General features: G+C 65.3%; 18 protein-coding genes. 14 read left to right on the top strand and 4 right to left on the bottom strand.

What is annotated here, in order from left to right:
• Positions 1-22 precede the first annotated feature (22 nt).
• Positions 23-1,153 carry an FAD-dependent monooxygenase gene (locus XH84_RS24515; protein ID WP_128916032.1) on the top strand — a complete coding sequence of 377 codons (1,131 nt, stop codon included), beginning with the start codon at positions 23-25 and terminating at the stop codon, positions 1,151-1,153.
• Between the two features lie 44 nt (positions 1,154-1,197).
• On the opposite strand, the gene mobA is transcribed toward XH84_RS24515, so the two are convergent.
• Together mobA and fdhD are read right to left on the bottom strand one after the other, a co-directional pair.
• The gene (gene mobA, locus XH84_RS24510; protein ID WP_128916033.1) at positions 1,198-1,839 is read right to left on the bottom strand and encodes a molybdenum cofactor guanylyltransferase MobA; all 642 of its coding nucleotides are present in this window, start codon (positions 1,837-1,839) and stop codon (positions 1,198-1,200) included.
• Entirely contained in the window at positions 1,820-2,710 is an 891-nt protein-coding gene (gene fdhD, locus XH84_RS24505; protein ID WP_128916034.1) for a formate dehydrogenase accessory sulfurtransferase FdhD, read from the bottom strand. The genes mobA and fdhD overlap by 20 nt, the downstream gene beginning before the upstream one ends.
• A 211-nt stretch (positions 2,711-2,921) precedes the next feature.
• On the opposite strand from fdhD, the gene mobB reads away from it, so the two are divergent.
• From mobB to ybaK, 10 genes are all read left to right on the top strand, one after another.
• Positions 2,922-3,449, top strand: coding sequence for a molybdopterin-guanine dinucleotide biosynthesis protein B (gene mobB / locus XH84_RS24495; protein ID WP_128916036.1), 528 nt, complete (start codon positions 2,922-2,924; stop codon positions 3,447-3,449).
• Positions 3,450-3,458: 9 nt separating this feature from the next.
• Positions 3,459-4,715 (top strand): molybdopterin molybdotransferase MoeA, encoded by a 1,257-nt coding sequence (locus XH84_RS24490; protein ID WP_128948506.1) that lies wholly within the window; start codon positions 3,459-3,461, stop codon positions 4,713-4,715.
• A gap of 45 nt (positions 4,716-4,760) precedes the next feature.
• Positions 4,761-4,994 (top strand): sulfurtransferase TusA family protein, encoded by a 234-nt coding sequence (locus XH84_RS24485; protein ID WP_128916038.1) that lies wholly within the window; start codon positions 4,761-4,763, stop codon positions 4,992-4,994.
• A 127-nt stretch (positions 4,995-5,121) separates the two neighbouring features.
• Entirely contained in the window at positions 5,122-6,555 is a 1,434-nt protein-coding gene (locus XH84_RS24480) for a sigma-54-dependent transcriptional regulator (protein ID WP_128916039.1), read from the top strand.
• Complete coding sequence (locus XH84_RS24475; protein WP_128916040.1) at positions 6,548-8,572, top strand: sensor histidine kinase; 2,025 nt, start codon at positions 6,548-6,550, stop codon at positions 8,570-8,572. Before XH84_RS24480 ends, XH84_RS24475 begins: the two co-directional genes overlap by 8 nt.
• A gap of 341 nt (positions 8,573-8,913) precedes the next feature.
• A complete protein-coding gene (locus tag XH84_RS24470; RefSeq protein WP_128916041.1) occupies positions 8,914-10,566 on the top strand; it encodes an OFA family MFS transporter in 1,653 nt (550 codons plus the stop codon).
• An 86-nt stretch (positions 10,567-10,652) separates the two neighbouring features.
• Entirely contained in the window at positions 10,653-10,934 is a 282-nt protein-coding gene (locus XH84_RS24465) for a hypothetical protein (protein ID WP_128916042.1), read from the top strand.
• A gap of 284 nt (positions 10,935-11,218) precedes the next feature.
• The gene (locus XH84_RS24460; protein WP_128916043.1) at positions 11,219-12,922 is read left to right on the top strand and encodes an NADH-ubiquinone oxidoreductase-F iron-sulfur binding region domain-containing protein; all 1,704 of its coding nucleotides are present in this window, start codon (positions 11,219-11,221) and stop codon (positions 12,920-12,922) included.
• Entirely contained in the window at positions 12,919-15,687 is a 2,769-nt protein-coding gene (fdhF, locus tag XH84_RS24455; protein WP_128916044.1) for a formate dehydrogenase subunit alpha, read from the top strand. The genes XH84_RS24460 and fdhF overlap by 4 nt, the downstream gene beginning before the upstream one ends.
• Positions 15,688-15,943: 256 nt before the next feature.
• A complete protein-coding gene (gene ybaK / locus XH84_RS24450) occupies positions 15,944-16,417 on the top strand; it encodes a Cys-tRNA(Pro) deacylase (protein ID WP_128916045.1) in 474 nt (157 codons plus the stop codon).
• 12 nt (positions 16,418-16,429) lie between these two features.
• On the opposite strand, the gene XH84_RS24445 is transcribed toward ybaK, so the two are convergent.
• Positions 16,430-17,113: a GntR family transcriptional regulator gene (locus tag XH84_RS24445; RefSeq protein WP_164935803.1), complete on the bottom strand. Its 684-nt coding sequence runs from the start codon at positions 17,111-17,113 to the stop codon at positions 16,430-16,432.
• 156 nt (positions 17,114-17,269) lie between these two features.
• On the opposite strand from XH84_RS24445, the gene tcuA reads away from it, so the two are divergent.
• The 3 genes from tcuA to tcuB are packed head-to-tail and all read left to right on the top strand — an operon-like array spanning position 17,270 to position 20,826.
• On the top strand, positions 17,270-18,661 hold the full coding sequence (tcuA, locus tag XH84_RS24440; RefSeq protein ID WP_128916047.1) for an FAD-dependent tricarballylate dehydrogenase TcuA: 1,392 nt from the start codon (positions 17,270-17,272) through the stop codon (positions 18,659-18,661).
• A 25-nt stretch (positions 18,662-18,686) separates the two neighbouring features.
• Complete coding sequence (locus XH84_RS24435) at positions 18,687-19,715, top strand: alpha/beta hydrolase (RefSeq protein WP_128916048.1); 1,029 nt, start codon at positions 18,687-18,689, stop codon at positions 19,713-19,715.
• A gap of 4 nt (positions 19,716-19,719) precedes the next feature.
• A complete protein-coding gene (gene tcuB / locus XH84_RS24430) occupies positions 19,720-20,826 on the top strand; it encodes a tricarballylate utilization 4Fe-4S protein TcuB (RefSeq protein ID WP_128916049.1) in 1,107 nt (368 codons plus the stop codon).
• Between the two features lie 75 nt (positions 20,827-20,901).
• Here the strand turns inward: tcuB and XH84_RS24425 are convergent, their stop codons facing one another.
• The gene (locus tag XH84_RS24425) at positions 20,902-24,306 is read right to left on the bottom strand and encodes an acyl-[ACP]--phospholipid O-acyltransferase (protein WP_128916050.1); all 3,405 of its coding nucleotides are present in this window, start codon (positions 24,304-24,306) and stop codon (positions 20,902-20,904) included.
• Positions 24,307-24,540: the final 234 nt, after the last annotated feature.

The following is a 24,540-nucleotide window of genomic DNA, read 5'->3' as shown; positions in this document are numbered from 1 at the left end:
GCGCGACAGGGTAGGGGACGCGATGGCGAGACCGCTCTCGGTTGCGATCGTCGGTGCCGGCATGGGCGGGCTTGCGACCGCCGCGGCGCTGAGACGTGTCGGTATCAATGTCATCGTCTACGAGCAGGCCTCGCAATTCGCCCGCATCGGCGCCGGCATCCAGATCGGCTGCAACGCGATGAAGGTGCTGCGTGCGCTGGGACTGGAAGCGCGGATGCGCGAGCACTCCTTCTATCCACGCTCCTGGAACAACCGCGACTGGAAGAGCGGCGACATCAAGTTCGACATGATTTTTGGGGAGAGCGCGGAAGAGAAATTCGGCGCACCCTATCTGCTTGCCCATCGCGGTGATTTGCATGCGGCACTGGCGAGCGTCGTGCCGGCCGAGCTCGTGAAGCTCAATCACAAGCTGGTCGGCCTCGACGAGGCCACAGATGGCGTCCGGCTGAGCTTTGCCGACGGCACCAGCGCCGTCGCCGATGCCGTGGTCGGCGCGGACGGCGTGCATTCGGCGGTGCGCGATATCCTGTTCGACACCGCGCCAGCCCGGTTCACCGGCCGCATCGCCTACCGCACCACCTATCCCGCCGCATTGCTCGCAGGCGCAGAGATCGACGACTGCACCAAATGGTGGGGCGAGGACCGCCACATCGTGATCTATTACGTCAAGCCTGATCGCAGCGAGGTCTATCTCGTCACCAGCCAGCCCGAACCGGACTTCCGCATCGAGTCGTGGTCGGCAAAGGGCGATGTGCGCGACCTGCGCGCCTCGTTCGAAGGCTTTCATCCGCAAGTCGGCCAAGTGCTCGCGGCCTGCCCCGACGTGCACAAATGGGCGATCATGGACCGGGAGGCGCTCGACCGTTGGGCCGACGGCAAGGCGACTTTGCTCGGCGATGCCTGCCACCCGATGACACCCTACATGGCGCAAGGCGCGGCCATGGCGATCGAGGATGCTGCGGTGCTGTCGCGTTGCCTCCAAGGTGTCGATCGCGACCGGCTCGCGGATGCGTTCCGCCGCTTCGAGGCGACGCGCAAAGCGCGCACGACGCGGGTGCAGGAAACCTCGCGCGCGAACATCTGGTTGAAGGAGCGCACCGATACGAGCTGGGTTTACGGCTACGATGCCTGGGAGGCGCCGCTGGCGGATTGATCCTGTCGCTGCCCGAGCCGCCGGGCTCCGCCGTTTCGTGGCCGTTAGGCCGCGTCATCCAGTGCCGCGAGCCGCTCGGCTTCGGCGATGTCCTCGACCGTATTGGCGTTGAAGAAGGGATCGAGTGGCTCGGCCGGCCACGTCACGGTCGCCAGCGGATAGCGGGCGGTCCAGCGGTCGATCTTGCGGAGGTCTTCGACGACCAGGGCATGGCGCAGCTGGTCGCGCAAGGCGACCCGCCACAGGCCGATCACGGGGTGCGACTGCTCGCCGGATGCGGCAACCGCGAGCTGCGCGTTCTCTCGGCTCCGCGCGTCATGCAGGCGGGCGACCAGATCGCGCGGCAGGAACGGACAGTCGCCGGCGGCGCTGAGCACCCATTCGACGCCCGGCCGATTTGCCGCGGTCCAGTCGAGCGCGGCAAGGATGCCGGCGAGCGGGCCGGGAAAGCCGGGTACGTCGTCCGCGACGACCGGCAAGCCGAACGCGGCGAAACGCGCGGGATCGCCGTTGGCATTGAGGATCAACCCACTGCATTGAGGCTTCAGGCGCGCGATCACGCGTTCCAAAATGGTGCGGCCGCCGATGGTGCGCATCGGCTTGTCGCCGCCGCCCATGCGGCGGGCGAGACCGCCGGCGAGCAGCACACCTTGCGTGGCCGGAAATTCAGTCGTCACCAGCTTCACCCTTGCGCTTGTGCTTCGCCGATTCCTCCTCGACGTAAGCGAGGTCCTGGTCGTAGACGATGCGCTCCTCGCCCGCGAGGACGATGAAGCGCTTGCCGCGGGTGCGGCCGACCAGCGTCAGACCGACCTGGCGTGCGAGATCGACGCCCCAGGCGGTGAAGCCGGAGCGCGACACCAGGATCGGAATGCCCATGCGCACCGTCTTGATCACCATCTCCGAGGTGAGACGCCCGGTGGTGTAGAGGATCTTGTCGCTGGGGTCGACGCCGTGGCGATACATCCAGCCGGCGATCTTGTCGACGGCATTGTGGCGGCCGACATCCTCGGTGTAGCAGAGCGGGGTGCCCTCCTTGCACAGCACGCAGCCGTGGATCGCACCGGCTTCGAGATAGAGCGAGGGCATCGTGTTGATGGTCTGCGTCATCTGGTACAGCCAGGATGTGCGCAGCTCCGCCTTCGGCAGCGCGACGCTTTCGACGGCCTCTAACAGATCGCCGAAAGCGGTACCTTGCGCGCACCCCGAGGTCTGCGTTCGCTTCTTCAGCTTGGCTTCGAAATTGGTGTGATGTTCGGTGCGCACCACGACCACCTGGAGGTCGTCGTCGTATTCGACCTCGGTGACCGCGTCATTATATTTCAGCATGTTCTGGTTCAAGAGATAGCCGAGCGCCAGATATTCCGGATAGTCGCCGATCGTCATCATGGTGACGATCTCCTGGGCATTCAGGTAGAGCGTCAGAGGCCGCTCCATTGGCACCTTGATCTCGACCCTGGCACCGGTCTGGTCAGTCCCGGTCACGCTCTGGGTCAGGCGTGGGTCGTCCGGATTGGGGACGATCAGGGGCACCGGAGCTTTGTCGATCTTCATCATGGCCGCGAGGTTAGCATGACATTCCGCTCAAGCCGATATAAGCATGATCGGGAATGGGTAAAATGCCTCCTGGTCATTGCGAGCGCAGCGAAGCAATCCAGACTATCTCCGCGGTGGCAGTCTGGATTGCTTCGTCGCAAGGGCTCCTCGCAATGACGGGGATGGACCGAAGGTTCCATCGGCGGTCGCCGGTTGCGAAGAGAGAGCTGGAATGAAAGTCATCGGCCTTGCAGGCTGGAGCGGTGCTGGCAAGACCACGCTGTTGGCCCGCCTGATTCCGCATTTCAACGCGCAAGGCCTGCGCGTCTCGGTGATCAAGCATGCGCATCACCAGTTCGACGTCGACGTGCCCGGCAAGGATTCCTGGCGGCATCGCGAGGCCGGTGCGGCCGAGGTGCTGGTTGCGTCGTCAAACCGCTGGGCCCTGATGCACGAATTGCGCGGCGCGGCTGAGCCGCGGCTGCCGGAACTATTGGGCAAGCTTTCCGCCGTTGATCTCGTCGTGGTCGAGGGTTTCAAGCGCGAGCCGCATCGCAAGATCGAGGTCCATCGCGCGGCGAACGGCAAACCGCTGCTGTTTCCCGACGATCCCGGCATTGCCGGCATCGCGACCGATGCCGCCATTGACACGCGGCTGCCGACTGTCCATCTCGACGATATCGACGCTGCTGCGGCATTGCTGCTGCGCGCGGCGATGCCGGTCGAGGAGGTGGTGGCGAAGAGCGCCGCAATACGCTGACGAGGCACCATGGCGCAACTGTCGGACGATTGCTTTGCCTTCGGCGGCCCGATGATGTCGGTCGACGAGGCCGTGGGCCTGATCACGACGCGCGTCAACGCGATCGCCGATCTGGAGACGGTGAGGCTCACCGATGCAGACGGGCGCGTGCTGGCGCGCGACGTCGTGGCGCCGCTGCCGTTGCCGCCCTTCACCAACTCCGCCGTCGACGGCTACGCCGTGCGCGATGCCGATCTTCCGCAAGGCGTGGAGCGGGCGTTCCCACTCGATGGCCGCATTCCGGCGGGCGGCCTTGCGCAAGCACCGATCAAGCCCGGCCACACCGCGCGCATCTTCACGGGCGCGCCGATGCCGCCGGATGCGAAGACCGTCTTCATGCAGGAAGATGTCCGCATCGATGAGGCCGGCAGGATCGTGCTGCCGCCGGGACTGAAGCCTGGAGCCAATGTCCGGCCCGCGGGCGAGGACATCCCCCAGGGACGAGTTGCGCTGCCCGCGGGCCAGCGCTTGCGGCCGCAACACGTCGCGCTCGCGGCAGCGTTCGGTCTGACCAGCCTCGACATGGTCAGGCGCATTCGCGTTGCGGTGTTCTCGACCGGTGACGAGCTGGCCTCGCCCGGTGAGCCGCGCGCGCCCTCGCAGCTGTTCGATTCCAATCGCTTCATGCTGATGGCGATGCTGCGCCGGCTCGGCTGCGAGGTCAGCGACCTCGGCATTCTGCGCGACGAGCGTACCTCGCTCGCGAGCGGCCTGAAGCAGGTGGCAGGGCGCCACGACCTGATCCTCACCACCGGCGGTGTCTCGACCGGCGAGGAGGACCACGTCAAGGCCGCGGTCGAGAGCATCGGCTCGCTGGTGCTGTGGCGGATGGCGATCAAGCCCGGCCGGCCCGTGGCGATGGGGATCATCGACGGCACGCCGCTGATCGGATTGCCCGGCAATCCCGTCGCGAGTTTCGTGACATTCGTCCATGTGGTGCGGCCGACAGTGCTGGCGCTGGCGGGCGGCCTGCCGGAGCCGTTGACGCCGATCCCGTTGCGCGCCGCGTTTACCTACAAGAAGAAGGCGGGCCGGCGTGAATATGTGCGCGCCTCGCTGCGACGCGCGCAGGACGGCCGGCTCGAAGCCATCAAGTTTCCGCGCGAGGGAGCGGGGCTTTTGTCCTCGCTGGTCGAGACCGACGGCCTCGTCGAACTCGGTGAGAGCATCACGGCCGTCGAGCCCGGGCAGGATGTAGGCTTTTTGCCCTACGCCGATCTGCTCTAGGGGCCTTGCGTTGACGCCATCGTTTCGTCCCGCCATGTTGCGCCCATGACCAGAACGACGCTCGATCTCACCGGACTGAAATGCCCGCTGCCCGCCCTGAAGACGCGCAAGGCGCTCAAGCCATTGCAACCCGGCGATCAGCTCGAGGTTCACTGCACCGATCCGCTGTCGGTGATTGACATTCCGAATCTGATCCGCGAGACCGGCGACAAGGTCGAGATCACCGAGCGCAACGACGCGCGCATCGTGTTCCTGGTCGAAAAGGGCGACGCCCCGTAGAAAGGCGAATATTCACGGCGGCGACGTTTGACTATGATACCCCCGCGGGGGAAACGGCCGGAGCTTCGCTGCAATGCGAAAGGCGCCGATCGTTGCGGTGGATGATCTCAAACCTAAGACGTCGGGCATGACTTTCTCAACATCGAGGGCAAGCGCAGCCGCAACTCCCGCGGCGGGCCGCGAGCCTGCCGTCAAGCCCGGCAAGACGGCTGCAGGGCCGGAGTTCGGCGCGTTGGCGCAGGCCTCCATCCTGATCGTCGACGACGAGCCGGGCATGCGCAATTTCCTGGTGCGCACGCTTGGACCGCGCTGCAAGCTGGTGGACGAGGCGGCCGATACCGACCAAGCCTCGCGCAAGCTCGATTCCAACCGCTACGACGTCGTCATTCTCGACAACATCATGCCAGGCAAGAATGGCGTCGATTGGCTCGCCGAGCAGCGCGCCGTCGGCTTTTTCGCCGACGCCATCCTGATTACCGCCTATGCCGACCTCGACACCGCGATCCAGGCCCTGCGCGCGGGTGCGGCCGATTTCGTGCTCAAGCCGTTCCGCTCCAACCAGATCCTCAATGCCGTGGCGCGATGCCTCGACCGTGTCCGCCTCCAGCGCGAGAATTATGTCCTGCGCTATGCTTTGCGTGCCTCGTCCGACCGCGCCTTTCTGCGCGACAATCTGATCGGACAGTCGGCGGCGACACTGCGTGTGCGTGAGACCATCGCACGCGTCGCGCGCCTGCCGACCTCGGTCCTCCTCACCGGCGCATCCGGCACCGGCAAGGAAGTGGCGGCGCGCTCGATCCACTCGCTGTCCGACCGCGCGGACAAGCCGTTCGTGCCCGTGAATTGCGCGGCGATCCCGCCCGACATGATCGAGGCCGAGCTGTTCGGACACATCAAGGGCGCCTTCACCGGCGCCGATTCGGGGCGCGAGGGCCTGTTCCTGTATGCCCATGGCGGCACGCTGTTCCTCGACGAGATCGGGGAGCTGCCGCTGCCGATGCAGAGCAAGCTGCTCCGCGTGCTCGAAGACCGCCGCGTCCGTCCGGTCGGCTCCGAGCGCGAAGTTCCGGTCGACCTGCGCTTCATCTTCGCGACCAATGCCGAGCTTCAGAAGGAGGTCGAGAGGGGGCGTTTCCGAGCCGATCTGTTCTACCGGCTCAACGTGATGCAGATCCATTTGCCGCTCCTGAAGGATCGCGGCGATGACGTGCAGGAGCTTGCCAGCATCTTCATGAGCAAGCTGTCGGCTCAGCTCGGCATGCCGCCGGTGCCGATCGACGCCTCGGTGCGGGCGGCGCTCGCAAGCTATGACTGGCCAGGCAACGTGCGGGAGTTGCGCAATCTGATCGAGCGCACGCTGATCCTCGGCGCTTTCCCCGACGATTTCGCCGGTTCCCGCAACGACGGTCAGTCGGCGCCCGCCGACAGTCTTGCCGAGCTCGAGCGCCGTCACATCCTCGGCGTGCTGAAGGAGGTCAACGGCAATCGCGAGGAGGCGGCTCGGCGCCTCGGTATCTCGCGCAAGACCATCGACCGCAAATGCGCGTTGTGGGATGTCTGATGGTGCCGGCCGCAGCGGCGAGTTCGTGCGGGGACGCTCCGTCCGCTTCCGGCTGCTCGCGATCGCTTTGCTGCCGATGCTGGTCATCCTGCCGCTCCTGCTCGGCGTCGCGATCTATCGCTGGAACGCGAAATTCGACGCGACCCTGATCTCCAAGGTGAACGGCGATCTCACTATCGCCCACCAATATCTCGCCCGCATCCTGGAAAAGACCGGCGTCCAGATCCGGGCGCTCGGCCTGTCGGCCCGCTTCCACGAGGTGCTGGCGCCGGATGCGCGCGGCTCCTTACGGGATCTGCTCGACGAGACCCGCAAGGAAATCGGTCTCGACTTCCTGTATCTGACCAACGATCGCGGCGAGGTGCTGGCCTCATCGCCGCCGCTGCAGCATCAACCGAGACTTGACTGGCCGATCATCATGGCGGCGCTGTCGGGCGAGGTCGCTGCGACGGGCGTCGACATTTTCGGCAATGACGAGCTCGCCGCAATTTCACCGGCCCTGGCCGAGCGCGCGCGATTGGACCTCGTGCCGACCCCCAACGCGGTGCCGACCGACCGCAGCACGGAGACGCGCGGCATGGTCGTGCATGCGGCAAGTCGGGCGATGCTGCCCGACGGTCGCGCCGCGGCGCTGGTCGGCGGCACGCTGCTCAACCAGAATCTCGAATTCATCGACACGATCAACGATCTGGTCTATCGCGCGGCGAGCCTGCCGGAGGGCAGCCAGGGTACCGCGACGCTGTTCCTGGACGACGTCCGGATCTCGACCAACGTCCGCCTGTTCGAGGGACGGCGCGCGCTCGGCACCCGGGTGTCGGCGGCGGTGCGCTCGGCCGTGCTGGGCGAGGGGCGCACCTGGCTCGATAGCGCCTTCGTGGTCAATGACTGGTACATCTCCGCTTACGAGCCGCTGGTCGACAGCTATGGCAAGCGGGTCGGCATGCTCTATGTCGGCTTTCTGGAGAAGCCGTTCAGCGAAGCCAAATACCAGACATTGTTGATCATCATCGCGGCATTCATCGCGATCACCGCCGCGACCGTCCCGATCTTCCTGCGCTGGGCGACCTCCATCTTCATGCCGCTGGAGCGCGTCACCGCGACGATCGCTGAGGTGGAGCGCGGAAACCTGTCCGCTCGCACCAAGATGCCGGTGTCGGGCGACGAGATCGGCCGCGTCGCTGTTCATCTCGACGGCCTGCTCGACCAGATCCAGGAACGCGACCGACAGCTGCGGGAGTGGAACGAGGAGCTTAACGTCCGCGTGCTGGAGCGCACCCGGGACCTCGAGCACGCCAATCTCAAGCTCGAGGCGACCACCAAGCAGCTCATCATGTCCGAGAAGCTGGCTGCGATCGGCGAGATCACCGCGGGCGTCGCCCACGAGATCAACAATCCGATCGCGGTGATGCAGGGCAACCTCGACGTCATCCGCAGCGTGTTCGGAGCCGATGCCGACAAGGCCAAGGTCGAGTTTCGCCTGCTCGACGAGCAGATTCACCGCATCAGCCAGATCGTGACCAAGCTGCTGCAGTTTGCACGGCCGGAGGAATATGCCGGCTATGTCGAGCGCCATGCGCCGGCAAGCGTCATCTCCGACTGTCTGCCGCTGGTGCAACATCTTCTGAACAAGACCGAGATCGCGGTGGTCAGGGACGACCGCGCCAATCGGCTGGTGCTGATGAACCGGAACGAGCTGCAGCAGGTGCTGGTCAATCTCATCGTCAACGCGATCCACGCCATGCCGGACGGCGGAACCCTGACGCTCCGCTCCTTCGATGCCGAGCGCGACGGCCATCAAGGCGTCGCCATCGAGGTCGCCGATACCGGCATCGGCATGAGCGCTGAGGTGATCGAGAAGATCTTCGACCCCTTCTACACGACCAAACGGCGGCAGGGCACCGGGCTCGGCCTCTCCATCAGCCAGACGCTGATCAAGCGCCAGGGCGGACAGATCACGGCCGAAAGCCACCTCGGTTCCGGAAGTACATTCACCATGTGGCTGCCGGAAGCGACCTGATTGGACATTTTGTCCTGGGATTTGGGACATTCTGTCCGGCGCGGCGCATTGCGCTGCGGGAAGTCGTTGAATCGTCACGATGCGGCTTCTGGCACGCCCATTGCTCACCCCGAGACAGGGTGTTGAGGGGGATGAGGGCGCGATAGCCGTCACTGCAACGCTGCTTGCGAGCCGAAGGGACATCGCTCGCGATCAGTTGCTTGCTCGGCGCACGCGAGGCGATGCGCGCCAGACGATTCCACTTCGGCATGAAGTCCGACCGGTCATGCGCGGCTGCCAAGCATGCGCACGGCCGGTCTCAAACCGATGTGCCGGCAAGGCCGCGCTGGGAGGAAATGCTTATGACGACTGCCGATACCGTTTATGCACCGGTTGGTGCTTCCGGCTTCCTCGATCGTGAACGCACGATCGCGAAGGCCGGGTTCAATCGCTGGCTGGTGCCGCCGGCCGCGCTGTGCATCCATCTGTGCATCGGCATGGCCTACGGCTTCTCGGTGTTCTGGCTGCCGCTGTCGCGGGCGATCGGCATCTCGCAGAGCAAGGCCTGCGCCGACATCTCGCTGTGGCAGGAGCTCTTCACCACGACTTGCGACTGGAAGGTCGCCAGCCTCGGCTGGATGTACACGCTGTTCTTCGTCCTGCTCGGCGTCTCCGCCGCGATCTGGGGCGGCTGGCTCGAGCGGGCCGGCCCGCGCAAGGCAGGCTTCGTTGCGGCGCTGTGCTGGGGGGGAGGCCTCCTGATCGGCGCGTTCGGCATCTACGTCCATCAACTCTGGATCATGTGGCTCGGGGCCGGCGTCATCGGTGGCGTCGGGCTTGGCCTCGGCTACATTTCGCCGGTGTCGACGCTGATCAAATGGTTCCCCGATCGCCGCGGCATGGCGACGGGCATGGCCATCATGGGCTTCGGCGGTGGCGCGATGATCGGTGCGCCGCTCGCCAATCTCTTGATCAACTACTTCAAGAGCGCGTCGGACGTCGGCGTCTGGCAGACCTTCGTCGTGATGGGGGTGATCTATTTCGTCTTCATGACGATCGGCGCCTTTTCGTATCGCGTGACGCCGCCCGGCTGGCAGCCCGAGGGCTGGACGCCGCCGAGCGAGAAGAAGTCGATGATCACCGAGCACCATGTGCACCTCAACAACGCGCACAAGACGCCGCAATTCTGGCTGATCTGGTGGGTGCTCTGCTTGAACGTCTCGGCGGGCATCGGTGTGATCGGCATGGCCTCGCCCATGCTCCAGGAGATCTTCGCCGGCAAGCTGATCGGGCATCCGGAGCTGACCTTCGGCCAGCTTTCGGGTGAACAGAAGGCCGCGATCGCAGCGATCGCCGCGGGCTTTGCCGGCCTGCTGTCGCTGTTCAATATCGGCGGCCGCTTCTTCTGGGCCTCGATGTCGGATCTCATGGGCCGCAAGAACACCTACTACACGTTCTTCATCCTCGGCATCGCACTCTACGCGCTGGCACCCACCTTCGCGGCGATGGGCTCGAAATTGCTGTTCGTGCTGGGCTTCGGCATCATCCTGTCGATGTACGGCGGCGGCTTCGCGACGGTGCCGGCCTATCTGGCCGACATGTTCGGAACCCAGTTCGTCGGCGCCATCCATGGCCGGCTGCTGACGGCCTGGTCGACCGCCGGCATCATCGGCCCCGTGGTGGTCAACTACATCCGCGAGTTCCAGCTCGCGGCGGGCGTGCCACGCGATCAGCTCTACAACACGACGATGTACATCCTGTGCGCCATGCTGATCGCCGGTCTGATCTGCAACTACATGATCAAGCCGGTCGATCCGAAGTGGAACATGAGCCAGGAGGAGGTCGCCAGATTGCAGGCGGCCAGTGCGAAGAGCGAGGCATCGATCCAGCACGGCTCGTTCGGCATCGGCAAGGGCGGTTTGGACGCCAATGCCGCGATGTTCTGGGCCTTCGTCGGCGTGCCGCTCGCTTGGGGCGTCTGGAAGACGCTGGAGAGCGCGGTGAAGATCTTCTGATCGCGCACATTCAACAAGAGCGGGAGCGCGGCCTGCGCGCTCCCGCCGCTCATTTCGATTGTTTAAATTATCCCTGGGGGAATTCGATGGTTCGCCAACTCGTTTGTGCCGCCGCCGTGCTGCTCGTCGCCGGCGCCCTGCAATCCGCTTCCGCGCAGACCGCCGCGGCACCGGCCGGAACGCCGCCGGCCGCGACCGAGGCCAAGCCCGGCAAGCTCAAGCTGACCGCGCAGAAGCTCAAGGACATGAAGGCTAAATGGAGCGCCAACAAGCCGAAGCTCAAGGAGTGCCGCAAGGACGTGAAGGCCAAGGGCCTCGCGGGCGACGAGCGCTGGTTCTATATCGAGGAGTGCATGGGCAAGAGCTGACTCGTCAGCATTAGGGTCTTGGCGGGTCGCCCGTAGCCTCGGAGTGGAACTCGATACGACTTCGCTATCGCAGCATGGGAAGCCTTTATTGATCTCCGGACCAATTCGGGCTTCGGTTGATCGATCGGCGCGTTGGACGAGCGCAAGGCCGTGTCCGGGCAGCGATCCAGGGCTGCCGCCGGGCTGCGCTTAACTGCTTCCGCGAGCATGATAATTTGCTTGGCATCTGGCATGCCAGGAGCTAGAACTGGACCCGTTCTAAAAGACGAGATCGAGACGAATCGATGAGCCACGACGTGCATGAGGTCCGCCCGTTCGAGCATCCCGGTGAGGGACGCCGGCGCGCCAAGGCGACGCCCAAGGGACGCCAGGTCGATCCCACCGCCGCGCACGAGATCGAGCAGCTGCTCGGCGACCGGCCGCGGCGGCGCGATCTCTTGATCGAATATCTGCACCTCGTTCAGGACAAGTATCTTCAGATCTCGGCCGCGCATCTGGCCGCGCTCGCCGACGAGATGAAGCTCGCTTTCGCCGAAGTGTTCGAGACGGCGACCTTCTATGCGCATTTCGACGTGGTGAAGGAGGGCGAGCCTAACATCGCGCCGCTGACGATCCGCGTCTGCGACTCCCTGACCTGTGCGATGCTCGGTGGCGAGAAGCTGCTCGAGGACCTGCAAAGTGCTGGCGGCCCCGGCATCCGCGTCGTCCGGGCGCCCTGCGTCGGCCGCTGCGACACTGCGCCGGCAGCCGAGGTCGGGCACAATTTCGTCGATCATGCGACCGTCGCCAATGTGATGGCGGCCGCGAAGGCCGGCGACACTCACGCCCATCTGCCGAACTATGTCGGCTACGACGCCTATGTTGCCGGCGGAGGCTACAAGCTGCTGGCCCGCCTGCGCTCGGGCGAATTGTCGACGGACGATCTCTTGAAGGCGCTCGACGACGCTTCGCTCCGCGGCCTTGGCGGCGCCGGCTTCCCCACGGGGCGCAAATGGCGCGCCGTGCTCGGCGAACCCGGCCCGCGGCTGATGGCGATCAACGGCGACGAGGGCGAGCCCGGCACGTTCAAGGACCGCTTCTATCTCGAAAGCGATCCGCACCGCTTCATCGAGGGCATGCTGATCGGCGCGCATGTGGTGCAGGCCTCCGACGTCTACATCTATCTGCGCGACGAATATCCGGCTTCGCGCGAGATCCTGGAGCGCGAGATCGCAAAGCTGCCGCCCGGCGGCCCGACGCTGCACATGCGTCGCGGTGCTGGCGCCTATATCTGCGGCGAGGAATCTTCGCTGCTCGAGAGCATCGAAGGAAAGCGCGGCCTGCCCAGGCACAAGCCGCCTTATCCGTTCCAGGTCGGCCTGTTCGGTCTGCCGACGCTGATCAACAACATCGAGACGCTGTGGTGGGTGCGCGACATCGTCGAGAAGGGCGCCGACTGGTGGAAGGGCCACGGCCGCCACGAGCGACAGGGTCTGCGCAGCTTCTCGGTCTCGGGCCGCGTCAAGAATCCCGGCATGAAGCTGGCGCCTGCGGGCATCACCGTGCGCGAGCTGATCGACGAATATTGCGGCGGCATGGCCGACGGCCATCAATTCTACGCGTACCTGCCGGGCGGCGCGTCCGGCGGCATTCTGCCCGCGTCGATGGACGACATCCCGCTCGATTTCGGCACGCTGGAGAAATACGGCTGCTTCATCGGTTCGGCGGCGATCGTGATCCTGTCGCAAAAGGACAGCGTGCGCGCGGCCGCGCTCAACCTGATGAAGTTCTTCGAGGACGAGAGCTGCGGCCAGTGCACGCCATGTCGTGTCGGAACCCAGAAGGCGGCGCTGCTGATGCAAAAGCCGGTCTGGAATCGGGCTCTGCTGGAAGAATTGAGCCAGGCGATGCGCGATGCCTCGATCTGCGGGCTTGGACAGGCGGCATCGAATCCGCTCAGCTCCGTGATCAAATATTTCCCTGACGAGTTCAAGGAAGCGGCCGAATGACCAAGATTACGTTCGAGCTCGACGGCAAGCAGGTCGAGGCCAAACCCGGCGAGACGATCTGGCAAGTCGCAAAACGGCAGGGCCGTGACATCCCGCATCTGTGCTATTCGCCGGCGCCCGACTATCGCCCCGATGGCAATTGCCGCGCCTGCATGGTCGAGATCGAGGGCGAACGTGTGCTCGCCGCGTCCTGCAAGCGCACGCCGTCGGTCGGCATGAAGGTCAAGACCGAGAGCGCGCGGGCGGTGTCGGCGCAGAAGATGGTGATGGAGCTGCTCGTCGCCGACCAGCCGGCGCGCGAGACCAGCCACGATCCGGATTCGAAATTCTGGCACTGGGCGGAGACCACGGGCGTCACCGAGAGCCGCTTCCCCGCCGCCGAGCGCTGGGCGACCGACGCCAGCCATCCCGCGATGCGCGTCAATCTCGATGCCTGCATCCAGTGCGGCCTGTGCGTGCGTGCCTGTCGCGAGGTTCAGGTCAACGACGTCATCGGCATGGCCTATCGTAATCACGACTCGAAAATCGTGTTCGACTTCGACGATCCCATGGGCGAGTCCACTTGCGTCGCCTGCGGCGAATGCGTGCAGGCCTGTCCGACCGGCGCGCTGATGCCGGCCGTGATGCTCGACGACAAGCAGACTCGCGTGACTTATGCCGACAAGAAGGTGGATTCGCTCTGCCCGTTCTGCGGCGTCGGCTGTCAGGTCACCTATGAGGTCAAGGACGAGAAGGTGATCTATGCAGAAGGCCGCGACGGCCCCGCCAATCACAACCGTCTTTGCGTCAAGGGCCGCTTCGGCTTCGACTACATTCACCATCCGCATCGCCTGACCAAACCGCTGGTGCGGCTGCCGAATGCGAAGAAGGATGCCAACGACCAGGTCGATCCGGCCAACCCCTTCACCCATTTCCGCGAAGCGAGCTGGGAGGAAGCGCTCGACATCGCCGCCAAGGGGCTGGTCAAGATCCGCGACGAAAAGGGCGTGAAGGCGCTGGCCGGCTTCGGCTCGGCCAAGGGCTCGAACGAAGAGGCCTATCTGTTCCAGAAGCTGGTGCGCACCGGTTTCGGCTCGAACAATGTCGACCATTGCACCCGGCTGTGCCACGCCTCCTCGGTCGCCGCGCTGTTCGAAGGCCTGAGCTCGGGTGCGGTGTCGGCGCCGTTTTCGGCGGCGATGGACGCCGAAGTCATCATCGTGATCGGCGCAAACCCGACCGTGAACCATCCGGTCGCCGCCACCTTCATCAAGAACGCCGTCAAGCAGAACGGCGCCAAGCTGTTCGTGATGGATCCTCGTAGGCAGACGCTGTCGCGCCACGCGACCAAGCATCTGCAGTTCAAGCCCGGCTCCGACGTTGCCATGCTGAATGCGATGATCAACACGATCATCACCGAAGGCCTGACCGACGACCAATACATCGCCGGCTATACCGAAGGCTTCGAGGAGCTCAAGGAGAAGATCAAGGAATTCACGCCGGAGAAGATGGAGCCGATCTGCGGCATCCCGGCGCAGACCCTGCGCGAGGTGGCGCGAACCTATGCGCGGGCAAAGTCGTCGATCATCTTCTGGGGTATGGGCATCAGCCAGCATGTCCACGGCACCGACAATGCGCGCTGCCTGATCGCGCTCGCGCTGATCACCGGCCAGGTCGGCCGTCCCGGCACCGGCCTGCATCCGCTGCGCGGCCAGAACAACGTGCAAGGAGCCTCTGATGCCGGCCTGATCCCGATGTTCCTGCCGGACTATCAGCCGGTGGGGCGCGACGATCTGCGCGGCAGCTTCGAAAAGCTCTGGCAGCAGGATCTTGATCCCGTCCGCGGCCTGACCGTCGTCGAGATCATGAACGCGATCCATGCCGGCGAGATCAAGGGCATGTATATCGAGGGTGAGAACCCCGCGATGTCCGATCCCGATCTCCAGCACGCACGCCACGCGCTCGCCATGCTCGATCATCTCGTGGTGCAGGATCTCTTCGTCACCGAGACCGCGTTCCACGCCGACGTGATCCTGCCGGCCTCGGCCTTCGCGGAGAAGGACGGCTCTTTCACCAACACCGATCGCCGCGTCCAGCTCGCGCGTCAGGTGATCAAGCCGCCGGGCGATGCGCGGCAGGATCTCTGGATCATTCAGGAGATCGGCAAGCGCATGGGCTTGCCGTGGAGTTATTCCGGTCCCGGCGACGTCTTCACCGAGATGGCGGAGCTGATGCCGTCGCTGAAGAACATCACCTGGGCGCGGCTGGTGCGCGAAGGCGCGGTGACCTATCCGGTCGACGCGCCCGACAAGCCCGGCAACGAGATCATCTTCACCACGGGCTTCCCGACCGCGAGCGGCCGCGGCAAGATCGTGCCGGCCAAGGTGATCCCGCCGGACGAGATTCCCGACGACGAATATCCCATGGTGCTTTCGACCGGGCGCGTGCTGGAGCACTGGCACACCGGCTCGATGACGCGCCGCGCCCAGGTCCTCGACCAGATCGAGCCCGAGGCGGTCGCCTTCATGTCGCCGAAGGACATGCGCAAGAAGAACCTCATGCCCGGCGATTTCATTCGCCTGGAGACCCGCCGCGGTGCGGTCGAGGTCAAGGTGCGCTCCGACCGCGACGTGCCCGAGAACATGGTGTTCATGCCGTTCTGCTACGCGGAAGCCGCGGCCAACCTGTTGACCAACCCGGCGCTCGATCCGTTCGGCAAGATCCCGGAATTCAAGTTCTGCGCGGCCAGGGCCGAGCGCGTGGAAATGCGGGACGCGGCGGAGTAGGGAAGACCTTCTCCCCTTGGAGTTTGGCGGCATAGCGCTTCCAAACTCCGCCGTCGTCCCCGCGCACGCGGGGACCCATACCGCGTGATCTCGCGATTGCAGACGGACTAAGTACCAATCGTCGAGTCTTCGCCAAACTCCTCCCTGGGGTTATGGGTCCCCGCGTGCGCGGGGACGACACCTGAATTTGTAGCGAGTAGTTGTACCTCCACCGACACCGCTTCGCTCCTCGCAATGACGGTGGTAGATATGCCGCATGTCAAAAGTCACCCCTGCCACCCGGGCGCTCACGGCCGCTGGTGTTGCCTTCACCGTCCATGCCTACGACTACGATCCTGACGCCGAGAGCATCGGGCTGCAGGCCGCCGCCGCGCTCGGCGAGGAGCCGGCACGCGTCCTCAAGACGCTGATGGCGCTGGTCGACGGCAAGCCGGTCTGCGTGGTCGTCCCCTCCGACCAAGAAGTCTCGATGAAGAAGCTCGCCGCTGCTGTCGGCGGCAAGTCGGCACAGATGATGAAGCCGCCCGAGGCCGAGCGCGTCACCGGTTACAAGGTCGGCGGCATCAGCCCGTTCGGCCAGCGCAAGCAGGTACCGACCGTAATCGAGCAGAGCGCGCTCGGGCATGATCTCGTCTATCTCAATGGTGGTCAGCGCGGCCTGCAGGTGCGGCTCAAACCCACCGATGTGAGGGACGCGTCGAAGGCGATCGCTGCGGACGTGATTGCCTGAGGCGGCTCGCGCCTACTGCTTCTGCAGCAGTCTCAGCCGGCAGCGCAGCGCCTCGCGGATGTGTGCGCGCGCAAGCTGCTCGGCCTTGTCACCATCGCGCGCGCCGATGGCGTCGATGATGGCCTGGTGTTCGTCGTGACTGGTCGAGGGGCGGCCCGATATGGTGAAGGTGGTCGGGCCGAGCAGGGCGATCCAATCCTGCAATTCGCGCGAAGCGTTGTCGAGATAGCGGTTGCGCGCGGCGCGGCAGATCGCCTCGTGGAAGGCGCGGTTCAGCCTCGCCAGCTCGGCGGCGTCGGTCGCGGAAGCCCCGACGAAGGCCTGCTCGATGTCCCTGAGCGCGTCGATCTCCGGCGCTGAGGCGTGCTCGGCGGCGAGGCGCGCGGCGGCACCTTCCATGATCTCGCGCATGGCGTAGAGTTCGAGCACCTCGGAGATGTCGAGGTTGCGGACGATCACCCCGCGGCCCGCGGCCGGTTCGACGAAACCGCGTGCGGCAAGCCGGCCGAGGGCTTCCCGAACCGGCGTGCGGCTGACCTTGAGCCGCTGCGCGACCTCCTCCTCGCGCAAGCGGTCGCCGGCGCGATAGCTGCCGGCCTGGAGCGCCTCGCAGAGCGAGCGGAACACGGCTTCGCCAAGCGCAACACCGCCGCTGCGCACGATCGTTCCGCCTGCCTTCGCCGGGCGTCTGGCCATATTGCCTCGAACCGCGCAACGCATCCTGCCCATGCAGAGACGCCGCTTGCGCCCCTGATGTATATCTTTGTATACAAAAGTACGCAATGGCGCCCCGATCGGTCGAAGCCGCCGGCGGGCAGAATGTCTCCAATTTCGTCGCATCGGACAGACGGCATGAGCAGCAAGTACGACGTGCTGGTGATCGGAGGCGGCAATGCTGCGCTGTGCGCGGCGATCGCGGCGCGGCGCGGCGGAGCCTCGGTGCTGGTGCTCGAAGGCGCGCCAAAATTCTACCGGGGCGGCAACACTCGCCACACCCGCAACATGCGCTGCGCTCATGACGCTGCCACCGAAATCCTGACCGGTCCCTACACCGAGGAGGAGTTTTGGGAGGATCTGCTGCGCGTCACCGGCGGAAAGACCGACGAGGTGCTCGCCCGCCACATGATCCGCGAGTCCAAGGACATCCTGAACTGGATCGTGGAGCAGGGCGTGCGCTGGCAGCCCTCGCTCGGCGGTACGCTCAGCCTTGGCCGCACCAATTCCTTCTTCCTTGGCGGCGGCCGCGCGATGCTGAACGCGCTCTATCTGACCGCGGAGCGGCTCGGCGTCGACGTCGAATACGACGCAGAGGTCACCGACCTCGTGATCGAGGACGGCATGTTCCTCGCTGCACGCCTGAAACGGCCGATCAGGGGCGAGACCGAGATCCGCGCAACCTCGCTGGTCGCCGCGGCCGGCGGGTTCGAGGCCAACATCGAGTGGCTGAAACAATATTGGGGCGAGGCCGCCGATAATTTCCTGATCCGTGGCACGCCCTATAATCGCGGCTCGATCCTGAAGATGCTGCTCGACAAGGGTGTGCAGGAGGTCGGCGATCCCACCCAGTGCCATGCCGTCGCGATCGACGCCCGCGCGCCGAAATTCGACGGCGGCATCATCACGCGGCACGACTCGGTCGTGTTCGGCATCGTCGTCAACAAGCACGCCCAGCGCTTCTACGACGAGGGCGAGGACATCTGGCCGAAGCGCTACGCCATCTGGGGCCGGCTGGTCGCGGCGCAGCCCGACCAGATCGCCTACATCATTTTCGATTCCACCGTCGTCACCAGCTTCATGCCGACGCTGTTCCCGCCGATTGCCGGCCAGACGGTGGCGGAGCTCGCCGGCAAGCTCGAGCTCGATCCTGCCGCTCTGGAAAAGACCATTACCGAATTCAACGCCGCGGTGCGGCCGGGCACCTTTGACCACACGATCCTGGATGATTGCGTGACCGAAGACATCACGCCGCCGAAGACGCACTGGGCGCGCAAGATCGAGACGCCGCCCTACCTTGCCTATCCGGTGCGGCCTGGCATCACCTTCACCTATCTCGGCACGCGCGTGAACAAGGAAGCGCGGATGCTGATGGCTAATGGCAAGCCCTCGGCCAACATGTTCGCGGCCGGCGAGATCATGGCCGGCAACGTGCTCGGCAAGGGTTACGCGGCCGGCATGGGCATGACCATCGGCAGCGTGTTCGGACGGATCGCAGGGCGGGAAGCGGCCCGCCATGCGAAGAACTAGAATGGAAAAAAGGCAGGGAGGAACCATGTCGCGCATTGCCATTGCTTCGCTCACGGCGCTGCTGATCGCAGGTCACGCCCACGCCGCCGAGCCGATCACCCTGCGCGATATGGGCTCGTTCCATGTCGGCGGACGGCTCGTCGAAATCTCCGGCAAGCCGGTGAAGGAGGTCGTGTTCACGCCCGGTGGCGTGCCGGCCAAGGTCGATCCCAACGGCACGTATCAGGTCGAGCAGATGTACGTGCAATATTTCCTGCCGGCCAACGAGAAGGGGGCCTATCCGCTGCTGATGTGGCACGGCGGCGGACTGACCGGCGTCACCTACGAGACCACGCCGGACGGACGCGAGGGCTGGCTGAACTATTTCCTGCGCAAGGGCTGGGCGGTCTACAATTCCGACGCGGTGGAGCGCGGGCGCGCGGGCTGGGCGCAATATCCTGACATCTTCAAGGGCGAGCCGGTCTTCCTCACCACGGCCAATCCGTTCGAGCGTTTCCGCATCGGCGAGGGGCCGGGCTCCTACGATCCCGATCCTGCCAAGCGAAAGCTGTTGCCGGGTAGCCAGTTTCCGGTCGAGGGCTACGAGAACTTCGTCAAGCAGAACGTGCCGCGCTGGACCACGACGGACGATGCGATCATTGCCGCCTATATCGCCGAGATCGATCGCGTCGGCCCGTCGGTGATTCTGTTCCATAGCCAGGCCGGCAGCTTCGGCTTCAAGGTCGCCCAAGCCCGGCCCGACAAGGTCAAGGCGCTGATCGCGATCGAGCCGGCCGGCATCGGCGATCCCGCCAAGGCGGACGTGCTGAAGACCATTCCGACCCTCGTCATCTACGGCGACTATATCGAGCGCGACTCGCGCTGGCCCAAGATCCGCGCCAACGGCGTCGCCTTTGCCGACGCCATCAAGGCAGCCGGCGGCAGCGTCGACATCGTCGACCTCCCGCAGGCCGGCATCAAGGGCAATTCGCATATGGTGATGATGGACAAGAACAACCTCGAGGTCGCCGCCCTGATCCAGAAATGGCTCGAGGGCAAAGGCCTGACGAAGTAGAGCCATGCACGGAACCAGAATCCTGGACGAAGCCGACCGCCTGATGACGGTCTGCAATTCCTGCCGCTATTGCGAGGGTCTTTGCGCGGTGTTTCCTGCCATGGAGATGCGCCGCGCCTTCTCGGACGGCGACCTCAATTATCTCGCCAATCTCTGCCACGCCTGCGGCGCCTGCTATGTCGACTGCCAGTTCTCGCCGCCGCACGAGTTCAACGTCAACGTCCCGAAGACGCTGGCGGTCGCGCGCGCCGAGTCCTATGCGGCCTATGCCTGGCCGGGCGCGCTGTCCGGCGCCTTCGCCCGCAACGGTCTCGTCATCAGCATCATCGCTGCGTTCAGCATGGCGGCCTTCATCCTCGGTTTCGCCGCCCTGAATGACCGCAGCGTGCTGTTCGGCGTGCACACCGATCCCGGCGCCTTCTACAGACTGATGCCGCATAACGCGATGGCCGTATTGTTCAGCGCCGCATTCCTCTATGCCGTTCTCGCGCTGGTCATGAGCGTGCGCGCCTTCTGGCGCGACATCGGCACCCCGATCGGCGGCCGGGCCGACGGCGGTTCGATCTTCCAGGCGATCCGCGATGCCGGCGAGCTGCGCTATCTCCATGGCGGCGGTGTCGGCTGCTACAACGAAGACGACAAGCCGACCGACCGGCGCAAGCTGTATCATCACCTGACCTTCTACGGCTTCATCCTGTGCTTTGCGGCCACTTCGGTCGCGACGCTCTATCATTATCTGCTCGGCCGCGAGGCACCGTATCCGTGGTGGGACCTGCCTGTGGTGCTGGGCACGCTCGGCGGCATCGGCCTGATGATAGGCCCGATCGGTCTCTTCGCGGCCAAGATGCGGCGCGATCCGGCGCTGCTCGACGAGACTCGCTACGGCATGGATGTCGGCTTCATCGCCATGCTGTTCCTGACCGGCCTCACCGGCATGCTGTTGTTGATCCTGCGCGAGACCGCTGCCATGGGGCCGCTGCTCGCGCTGCATCTCGGCGCCGTGTTCGCGCTGTTCATCACCATGCCCTACGGCAAGTTCGTGCACGGCATCTATCGCTTCGCTGCCTTGGTGCGCTATGCGCAGGAGCGGCGCAGCGAAGCCGTTGCTTGAAGCGCGTCTGGGAGCCGCCCCAGAGAAAAGCCGTCGCACCGGGCATCTCTGCCAGTGCGACGGCTATGGGTCGGGTTACGCCACTTCGCGCTCCGGCGCGGACGCCTGCTCGCGGGCCATCGTCGTTGCCGTGACGTAGTCGGTCTTGCCGGTGCCGAGCAGCGGCACCTTGTCGACGACCATAATCGCCGCGGGCACGGTCAGCTCGGACGCGCCGATCGCCTTGGCCTGGCCCTGCATCGCGCTGCGCTCGGCGCTCTTCTCCGTTGTCAGCAGCACGATGCGCTCGCCCTTGCGCTGGTCGGGGATCGAGACGGCGACCGATGCGGCCTGCGGCCACAATGTCGTGGCGATGCTCTCGACAGCCGACAGCGAAACCATTTCGCCCGCGATCTTGGCAAAGCGCTTGGCGCGGCCCTTGATGGTGATGAAGCCGGCGGCGTCGATCGCCACGATGTCGCCGGTGTCGTGCCAGCCCGCGGGAAGCTTTTCGAGCACGCCGGGATTCTCGGCCCTGAGGTAACCGAGCATCACGTTCGGCCCGCGCACCGAGAGGCGTCCGCCTTCCTCGATGCCGGGGACCGGATCGAGGCGGCTCTCCATCAGCGGCGACAGACGGCCGACGGTGCCGGGGCGGTTCGCCATCGGCGTGTTCATCGCCAGCACCGGCGCGGTCTCGGTGACGCCGTAGCCTTCGAGGATGCGGATGCCGTAGCGCTCCATGAACACCTGCCGGGTGCGGTCCTTGACCGCCTCGGCGCCGGCGATCACGAGGCGCAGGGTGCGGAAGTCGTAGGCGTGCGCCGACCGGGCATAGCCGGTGAGGAACGTATCGGTGCCGAACAGGATGGTGGCGCCGGTCTGGTAGATCAACTCGGGCACGATCCGGTAGTGCAGCGGCGAGGGGTACATGTAGATCGGAATGCCCGCCAGCATCGGCATCATCATTCCGCCGGTGAGGCCGAACGAGTGGAACACCGGCAGCACGTTGAACACCTTGTCATTGGCGTTGGCATCGACCCGCGCCAGCGCCTGGGCGGCGTTGGCGAGGATGTTGCGGTGGGACAGCACCACACCCTTGGGCGTGCCTTCCGAACCTGACGTGAACAGCACGACAGCCGGATCGTTGGCCTGACGGACGACGCGGGGCGTCGTGCCGGCGAGCAGGCCCTTGATCTTGTCGGCCACGCCGATCGAGGCGCGGATGTCTTCGAGATAGACCACGCGCGCCTCAGTGGAGATCGCGGCCATCAGCTTGTCGAGCTTGCCCTTCTCGATGAACGCCTTCGACGTCAGCACGGTCTTGACCTGCGCGGCCTTCATGGCGGCGAGGACGTTGACCGGGCCGGCGGAGAAGTTGAGCATCGCCGGCACGCGGCCGATGTTCTGCAGCGCCATGAAGACGACGGCGACGCCGGCGGAATTCGGCAACAGCACGCCGACATTCTCGCCGATTGCGGTGCTGGTCTCGAGCTTGCGGCTCAAGACCTGCGCGCCGAGGATCAGCTTGCGATAGGTCAGCTTGGTGCCGAGCGCATCCTCGATGATGACCTTGCCGGTGTCGCGATCGCGATAGGCGTGGCCAAGTGCCTCGAACAGCGAGTGATCGAGCATGGCGTTCTTCACCAGAGCGTCGATCATCACGTCCTGGAGCGCGGCACCAGCGGCATTGCGGCGCGCCTTGCCCTTCAGCGCTTCATCGACCGGAAGCTTGACGGGCGGCAGGATCGTGACCGTCACCCGCGGAAACCACGAGCGCTTGATCTGGCTGGAATTGAGGTAGCTGAGATGCGAGCGCTGCGCGCCTTCGATGCGGACCGGCACGACTACGGCGTCGGCCTTGTCCGCGATCATCGCGGTGCCGTCATAGACCTTCATCAGCGAGCCCGAGACGGTGATGCGCCCCTCCGGGAAGATCACCACGGGCTCGCCGGCGGCGACGAGCTTGATCAGGTCGCGCGCGGCCAGCGGCTTGGTCGGATCCATGGTGTAGTGCTTGACGACGCGCAGGAACGGCTTGGCCCACCAGGCCTTGGCAATGCCGGTATCGACCGCGAAGCTGGCGTCGATCGGCAGCACGGCGTGCAGCAGCGGGCCGTCGATCAGGCTGACATGGTTCGGCGCGATCAGCATCCGCGTGCCTGGAGGCGGCAGGTTTTCCAGCCCGCGCACCTCGGTGCGGAACAGCGCACGGAATAGCAGTCCACCGAAATCGCGCACGCCTTCCTTGCCCCACTTGGTCAGCACGAACCAGACCGCGCCGAAGCTGGCGACGCCGAGGCCGAAGAAGATCCAGCCGACATGCAATCCGCCCGCCTGCAGCAGCGCGACGAACAGCGAGCCCACCACCATGAAGGCGGCTTGCAGCACGTTGCCGGCGGCAATGATGCGGGCGCGCTCGGACGCTGCCGACCAGGCCTGGACCGCGGCAAACGATGGAACGACGAACAGGCCGCCGCCGAACGCGAAGGCGACGAAATCCACCATCATGCGCAAGCCGGCGAAGGAGGTTGCGAAGTCGAGCGCGGCGATGTTCTGGCCCTTGGCGGTCACGGCGATGGCCCAGGCGAGATCGAGCCCGGCGAATCCCATGATGATGGCGCCGATCGGCACCAGCGCGAGGTTCGGACGAACATGGCTGAGGCTGGCTGCGAACAGCGAGCCGATCGCGATGCCGATCGCGAAGATCGCAAGGCACAGCGTCACCACGCCCTCGGTGCCGCCGACGACATCCTTGACCAGCGCCGGCAGCAGCGACAGCACGATGGCGCCGACCAGCCAGAACCAGGAGACGATCACGGTGCCGTCCCACAGGCGGTGGTCGGCGTGCAACGTCCTGAGCAGGCTCACCGTCGAGGTCCAGGGATTGGCATCGACGGGCAGGTCGGGCGCGGAAGGCGTCGTTTGCGGAATGCGGGACGCGAACGCCCATGACAGCAGGGCCAGCACGACCACGGCCGAGGCGACCCAGCCCATATGCGCGGAGCCGGCGACGAACTGGCCGCCTGCGACGGTGCCGAGCAGGATGGCCATGAAGGTCGCGCCCTCGACCAGGGCGTTGCCGGTCGCGAGCTCGCCGAGCTCGAGCTGATCCGGCAGCATGGAATATTTCACGGGCCCAAACAGGGCGGCGATGATGCCGAACAGTGCGAGCGCTGCGAACAAGAGCGGCACCGAGTGCAGGAAGAAGCCGGCAGCGGCAAAGCAGGCTGCGAAGATCTCGGCGAATTTGAGCCGCCGTGCGACGACGGATTTGACGTATTTGTCGGCGAGCTGGCCGCCGAGCCCGGAGAGGATGAAATAGGGGAAGATGAAGACGGCGCCGGCCACCGTGACCAGCGCATCGCCGTAGCCGGTTGCGGCACTGTAAAGCAGAATGATGACGAGTGCGTTCTTGAGCACGTTGTCATTCAGCGCCGAGAAGAACTGCGCCCAGAACAGCGGCGCAAAGCGGCGTGACGACATCAATTCCCTGATCATGACTAGTCCTGTTTTGGAAAGGCAGCCTGAGGTTGTTACGTTGTCTGTGAAGCGTCACGACCGGAAGCGCGTGGGGTGAACGATCGCACGGCGAGGATGTCGCCGACCTGCTCTGTCCCCTCGGTTCCTCCGATCCTGTTGGTCTCCAACTGGTCTCGTTAGGTTCGCAAATATCTGGTCGCGGCCGCGCCGGCCGCGCTGACCGGGATATGGCCCGGGCGATGATGAAAACCT

It is taken from the genome of Bradyrhizobium nanningense (assembly GCF_004114535.1).
Taxonomy (GTDB): domain Bacteria; phylum Pseudomonadota; class Alphaproteobacteria; order Rhizobiales; family Xanthobacteraceae; genus Bradyrhizobium; species Bradyrhizobium nanningense.
Note: the sequence above shows the minus strand (reverse complement) of the source record. Positions and strands in the feature narration are given on the sequence as shown.